Genomic DNA, 5,911 nt, shown 5'->3' with positions numbered 1-5,911 from the left:
AGCACCGGCTGAGGCCGCCGCTCCGGCCGCGGCCTCGCCGTTCCCCGATCCGAACGCCGGCAGGCGCTGATCTAAGTATACCACCCGATTGTCCTCGCCGCGTCCGATGCTTAGATTGGGTCCCGAGCACCGCTGAAGCAAAGGTGCGCCCGTCGCCGTAAGTGACAAGGCCTCTCGCATGAACGGATCCGCCGCGCTGTCGACCCCGATGACCGATCCGTTCGGGCGGACCATCAGCTATCTGCGCGTTTCCGTCACCGACCGCTGCGACCTGCGCTGCTTCTACTGCATGTCGGAAGACATGACGTTCCTGCCCAAGGCGAACCTGTTGACGCTGGAGGAACTTGACCGGCTCTGCTCGGCTTTCATCGCCAAGGGCGTCAGGAAGCTGCGGCTCACGGGCGGCGAGCCGCTGGTCCGGCGCAACGTGATGACGCTGGTGCGCTCGTTGTCGCGGCATCTTTCCAGCGGCGCCCTGCACGAGCTGACGCTGACCACCAATGGCACCCAGCTGGCGAAACATGCCGGCGAGCTCGCCGATTGCGGCGTCCGCCGCATCAACGTCTCGCTCGACACGCTCGATCCCAAGAAGTTTCGCGAGATCACCCGCTGGGGCGAGATCGACAAGGTGCTGGAAGGCATCGAGGCCGCGCGCGCCGCGGGACTTGCCGTGAAGATCAACGCGGTGGCGCTGAAGAACCTCAACGAGGACGAGTTGCCTTCGCTGATGCGTTGGGCCCACGGAAAGGGCATGGGCCTGACGCTGATCGAGGTCATGCCGATGGGCGAGATCGGATCGGGACGGATCGACCAATATCTGCCGCTGTCGCTGGTGCGTGCGCGCCTCGCCCAGCAATTCACGCTGACGGATTTGGCCGAGAGCACCGGCGGTCCCGCCCGCTATGTCAGCGTCGCCGAGACCGGGGGCAAGCTCGGCTTCATCACGCCGATGACGCACAATTTCTGCGAATCCTGCAACCGGGTTCGCATTACCTGCACGGGAACGCTGCACACTTGCCTCGGCCACGAGGATGCCTCGGATTTGCGCAAACCTCTGCGTGCATCCGATGACGACATGCTGCTTGCGGATGCCATCGACCACGCCATCGGCCTCAAGCCCAAGGGCCACGATTTCATCATCGACCGCCGCCACAACCGTCCCAGTGTCTCCAGGCACATGAGCGTCACCGGCGGCTGAGGTCGCCGCGCTGCGGCTTTATTTCCCTGAACTATCAACCAAGTTCCAATTGACGGCCCGCGCGCCCGCTGTTTTGGTGCGACAGCCTCATGCCTGCGCGGCGAGACAAGCCCACGCGCGCGCCCGGCACAATCCGGGCGGCGCGGCACAATCGGGGAGGACCTATCGTTGCAAGCGCTCCTGAAACTGAGCCAGAGAATTGACGCGTTCACGCGCTGGACGGGCAAACGCCTGGCGTGGCTGATCGTGGCCGCCGTCATCATCTCGGCGGTCAATGCGATCATCCGCAAGACATTCGATACGTCCTCCAATTCGTGGCTCGAGCTGCAATGGGTGCTCTTCAGCATCGTGTTCCTGCTCTGCTCGCCCTGGACGCTGCTCGACAACGAGCACATCCGCATCGACATCGTGAACAACGCGCTGCCGAAGACGGTCCGCAACGTGATCGACGTGGTCGGCCACCTGTTCTTCCTGATTCCGTTGTGCATCGTCATGATCATCACCGGCGTGCCGTTCTTCCAGCGCTCGTTCCACATCAACGAGCAATCCGGCAATGCCGGCGGTCTGCCGCAATGGCCCGCCAAATCCCTGATCATGATCGGGTTCGCTTTCCTGCTCTTTCAAGCCATCTCCGAGCTGATCAAGCGAATTGCGGTCATGCGTGGATTGATGCCGGATCCCCATGAATCGCAGGTCTCGGCGCTGGAGGCGGAAGTCGAGCATCTCGTCGAAGCGATCGAGAAGAAATAGCCGGTGGCGACGGTTCAGGGGGAAGCATGACCGCATTCATCATCGCCAATATGGCGCCCATCATGTTCGCGTCGTTGGTCGTCATGCTGTTGCTCGGCTATCCCGCGGCATTCTCGCTCGGCGCCGTCGGCCTGTTCTACGCCGTGATCGGCGTCGAGCTCGGCCAATTCCACCCCGACTTCCTCCAGGCGCTTCCGGAGCGGGTCTACGGCGTGATGAACAACGACACGCTGCTGGCCATTCCCTTCTTCACCTTCATGGGACTGGTGCTGGAGCGGTCGGGCATGGCCGAGGACCTGCTCGACACCATCGGCCAATTGTTCGGCACCATCCGTGGCGGCCTTGCCTATGCCGTGATCTTCGTCGGTGCGTTGCTCGCCGCGACGACGGGCGTGGTCGCGGCGTCCGTGATCTCGATGGGTCTGATCTCGCTGCCGATCATGCTGCGTTACGGTTACGACCGACGCGTGGCATCCGGCGTCATCGCTGCGTCCGGCACGCTCGCGCAGATCATTCCGCCCTCGCTCGTCCTGATCGTGATGGCCGACCAGCTCGGCAAGTCCGTCGGCGACATGTACGAGGGCGCCTTCATCCCAGGCCTCGTGCTCGCGGGCCTCTACTCCGTCTACGCCTTCCTCGTCAGCATGATCTTCCCAAAGGCCACGCCGGGCCTGCCGAAGGAAGCCATCGGCTTCCGCGAGGTCGACGGCAGCCGTGGCCTCGCCTCGCTCGGTATGCTGTTCCTGGCGAGCTGCGCATTCGGCTGGTTCATGATGCGCAACTCCGAGACGCACGGCGCCGATTACGTCGTGCTCAGCATGTTCTATGGCATCATCTTCGCCTTCGCCGTCGCCGTGGTGAACTGGGTCATCGACAAGCTCACCGGCTTCCGCTTCCTCTCGAAGATGGCGCAGCAGACCACCTTCGTGATGGTGCCGCCGCTGTTCCTGATCTTCCTGGTTCTCGGCACGATCTTCATCGGCATCGCGACCCCGACCGAAGGCGGCGCGATGGGGGCTGCCGGCGCCCTGATCCTCGGTGCCGCGAAGCGGCGGCTGAGCTGGGACCTGATCCGGCAAGCCACGGAATCAACCGCCAAGCTGTCGGCCTTTGTCGTGTTCATTCTGGTCGGCGCCCGCGTGTTCTCGCTCACCTTCTACGGCGTCAACGGACACGTCTGGGTCGAGCACCTGCTCACCTCCCTGCCCGGCGGCCAGGTCGGCTTCCTGATCTTCGTCAACGCGTTCGTGTTCGTGCTGGCCTTCTTCCTCGACTTCTTCGAGCTGGCCTTCATCGTCATCCCGCTGCTCGGACCTGCCGCCGAGCACCTCGGCATCGACCTGATCTGGTTCGGCGTCATTCTCGGCGTCAACATGCAGACCTCGTTCATGCATCCGCCGTTTGGCTTCGCGTTGTTCTATCTCCGGTCAGTCGCGCCGAAGGATCGATACACCGATCGCGTCACCGGCAAGCGGATGGACCCTGTCACCACGGGCCAGATCTATTGGGGCGCAGTGCCATTCGTCGTCATCCAGATCATCATGGTCGCGCTGGTGATCGCGTTCCCGTCGATGGTGATGCACTACAAGGGCGTCCAGTCGAACATCGATCCCAGCACCATCAAGATCGAGGTGCCGCAGATCGAGCTGCCGCCACTGGATCTCGGGCCGCCGCAGAAGTAAGCGGGAACGAAACGCGCCGTCATGCGCCGCGCAAGCGGCGGACGACGCGCGTGACAAGCACCGGAAACGCAGGCATACCGGGTCATCCTCAGCCCTAGGGATGGCCGCTCATGCCCCGATTGCACCCCGCTCCATCGCTCATTGGCGCGTTGGTCGCCTCACTCTGGCTGACATGCGCCGCAACGATGGTGCACGCCGAGCCGATCGCCGATGTCCATACGCTGGCGCAAAAGGAGCAGCAGCCGCTGCTCGACACGCTGCGCGATCTCGTCGACATCGAATCCGGTAGCAAGGACATCGAAGGCCTGAACCAGATTGCCGAGCGCGTTGCCGGGCAGCTCAAGCAGCTCGGCGGCACGGTCGAGATCCTGCAACCCACCGACATCTATCGCCTCGACGATACCCCCGAGAAGATCGGACCGGCCGTGCACGCCGTATTCAAGGGCACGGGAGCTAAGAAGATCATGCTCATCGCCCACATGGACACGGTGTACCTGAAGGGCATGCTGAAGGACCAGCCGTTCCGCATCGACGGCGACAAGGCCTACGGCCTCGGTATTGCCGACGACAAGCAAGGCGTCGCGCTCATTCTGCATACCGTGGCGTTGCTGCAGAAACTGAGCTTCAGGGATTACGGCACGCTCACGGTGCTCACGAACGGCGACGAGGAGATCTCCTCGCCGGGCTGGCGCAGCACCATCACCCGCCTCGCCTCGGATCAGGACGCGGTGTTCTCGTTCGAAGGCGGCGGGACCGACGGCACGCTGCGCCTCGCCACCAGTGGCATCGGCTCGGCCTATCTCACCGTGCAGGGCAAGTCCTCGCATGCGGGTGCGCGGCCGGAGAGCGGCGTGAACGCGCTGTACGAGCTCTCGCACCAAGTGCTGCAGATGAAGGACCTGTCGAAACCCGCGCAAGGCCTGAAGTTGAACTGGACGGTCTCCAAATCAGGCACCAACCGCAACGTGATCCCTGCGGACGCCACGGCCCAGGCCGATGCGCGTGCGCTCAAGGTGTCCGATTTCGACGCGTTGGAGAAGGAGCTGCAGGACAAGATCAAGAATCGCCTGCTGCCCGATTCCAAGGTCGACCTGAAGTTCGAGGTGCGTCGCCCGCCGCTCGAAGCCAACGAGGCCTCCCGCCGCGTGGCGGCCTACGGCAAGACGATCTATGGGGAGATCGGAATGTCCCTCAAGGTCGACGAGAAGGCGACCGGGGGCGGTACTGACGCAGCGTTCGCCGCGCTGAAGGCCAAAGGAGCCGTGGTGGAGGGCATGGGCCTGTCGGGCTTCGGCGCGCATTCCAACGATGCCGAATATGTGCAGCTCGACAGCATCGTGCCGCGGCTCTATCTGGCAACGCGCATGATCATGGACCTGTCCACGGGCAAGCTGAAATAGCCGCGCCCTCGCCGCGTTCGGCAGTTCAGCTTCGATCAGAGGCGAAGCTCGCTCGTGAGAAGCCGGAAGCGGCTCACAAATCGTCTTCGAAACGACGTCGGGCGTACGCGATTGTGACGATTTCCACCTCTGTCTGCAGGACGCGGAATGCGATCGTCACGCGCCGCTCGAATCCGATGGTACGCAGGCCCGGGAGAAGATCGTCGCGGCTGGTGCCACGTTTGGGCAAGGTGGCGAGAGCCATACACGCCTCCTCGATATGGTCGATATAGCCGCCTGCGATTCGATGCCCGGCACGTTCTGCGATGTACTCGTAAAGGCCGACCAAATCGGCTTCCGCCTCCGTCGAAATACGACCTTAAGCGCCACGCTTGGCGGCTTTCGCGTTCCTTGCGTGGCGCGTTCGCAAACGCTTGAAAACATCCGTCGCCGAAACACTGGGGCGCGGATCCTGGATCGAAGCGCGAACCTTGGCGGCTAGATATTCGTCAAGCGCGGCATCCTGCCGATCGAGGGCGCGAAGGGCCGAGCGCGTGACTTCGCTGGCGGAGGCGTATTCACCCGATTTCAGACGGGCTTCCAGGCTCGCGAGCTGCGGGCCAAGGGTTACGGTAATCGGCTTGCGTGTACGCATGCGGTCCCTTTCACCGCCCTTAGCATATGATATGACACTGTCATGCACCCCTCTGGCGCCATTCGCGGCTGCGATAGCCCACCTTGCGGGAAGATGTTGCGGTGTCAGGGCCGTACGAGGTCCTCTCCCGCCTTGACCTTGTCCGCCCGCCGAAACCGCAGCGTGAACTCGGCGCCGCCGCCGGGGAGGTTCGCCACCGCGACCGTGGCCGCATGATCATCCGCCACCGCGCGCACGATCGAGAGTC

The 5,911-nt window shown here is 63.5% G+C and carries 7 protein-coding genes; 4 read left to right on the top strand and 3 right to left on the bottom strand.

The genetic code is table 11. The features are described from left to right. Positions 1 to 178: 178 nt before the first annotated feature. The 4 genes from moaA to MOV75_RS24665 all read left to right on the top strand — a co-directional run bounded on the left by moaA (position 179) and on the right by MOV75_RS24665 (position 5,030). Entirely contained in the window at positions 179 to 1,198 is a 1,020-nt protein-coding gene (gene moaA / locus MOV75_RS24680; RefSeq protein WP_246930106.1) for a GTP 3',8-cyclase MoaA, read from the top strand. A gap of 168 nt (positions 1,199 to 1,366) precedes the next feature. After that, a complete protein-coding gene (locus tag MOV75_RS24675) occupies positions 1,367 to 1,948 on the top strand; it encodes a TRAP transporter small permease subunit (RefSeq protein WP_246930105.1) in 582 nt (193 codons plus the stop codon). Between the two features lie 26 nt (positions 1,949 to 1,974). Continuing rightward, positions 1,975 to 3,630: a TRAP transporter large permease subunit gene (locus tag MOV75_RS24670; protein WP_246930104.1), complete on the top strand. Its 1,656-nt coding sequence runs from the start codon at positions 1,975 to 1,977 to the stop codon at positions 3,628 to 3,630. Positions 3,631 to 3,740: 110 nt separating this feature from the next. Then, positions 3,741 to 5,030 (top strand): M20/M25/M40 family metallo-hydrolase, encoded by a 1,290-nt coding sequence (locus tag MOV75_RS24665; RefSeq protein WP_247006764.1) that lies wholly within the window; start codon positions 3,741 to 3,743, stop codon positions 5,028 to 5,030. A gap of 73 nt (positions 5,031 to 5,103) precedes the next feature. On the opposite strand, the gene MOV75_RS24660 is transcribed toward MOV75_RS24665, so the two are convergent. From MOV75_RS24660 to MOV75_RS24650, 3 genes are all read right to left on the bottom strand, one after another. After that, entirely contained in the window at positions 5,104 to 5,358 is a 255-nt protein-coding gene (locus tag MOV75_RS24660; protein WP_246930102.1) for a type II toxin-antitoxin system RelE/ParE family toxin, read from the bottom strand. Positions 5,359 to 5,388: 30 nt separating this feature from the next. Further along, a complete protein-coding gene (locus MOV75_RS24655; protein WP_246930108.1) occupies positions 5,389 to 5,664 on the bottom strand; it encodes a type II toxin-antitoxin system ParD family antitoxin in 276 nt (91 codons plus the stop codon). A 104-nt stretch (positions 5,665 to 5,768) separates the two neighbouring features. Beyond that, positions 5,769 to 5,911, bottom strand: a 143-nt coding sequence (locus tag MOV75_RS24650; protein ID WP_247006765.1) for an ATP-binding protein, incomplete at its 5' end; no start/stop codon positions are given.

The sequence above is a fragment of the Bradyrhizobium sp. PRIMUS42 genome (assembly GCF_023006515.1).
In the GTDB taxonomy this organism is placed as follows: domain Bacteria; phylum Pseudomonadota; class Alphaproteobacteria; order Rhizobiales; family Xanthobacteraceae; genus Bradyrhizobium.
This window is presented reverse-complemented; position numbering and strand designations above follow the sequence as displayed.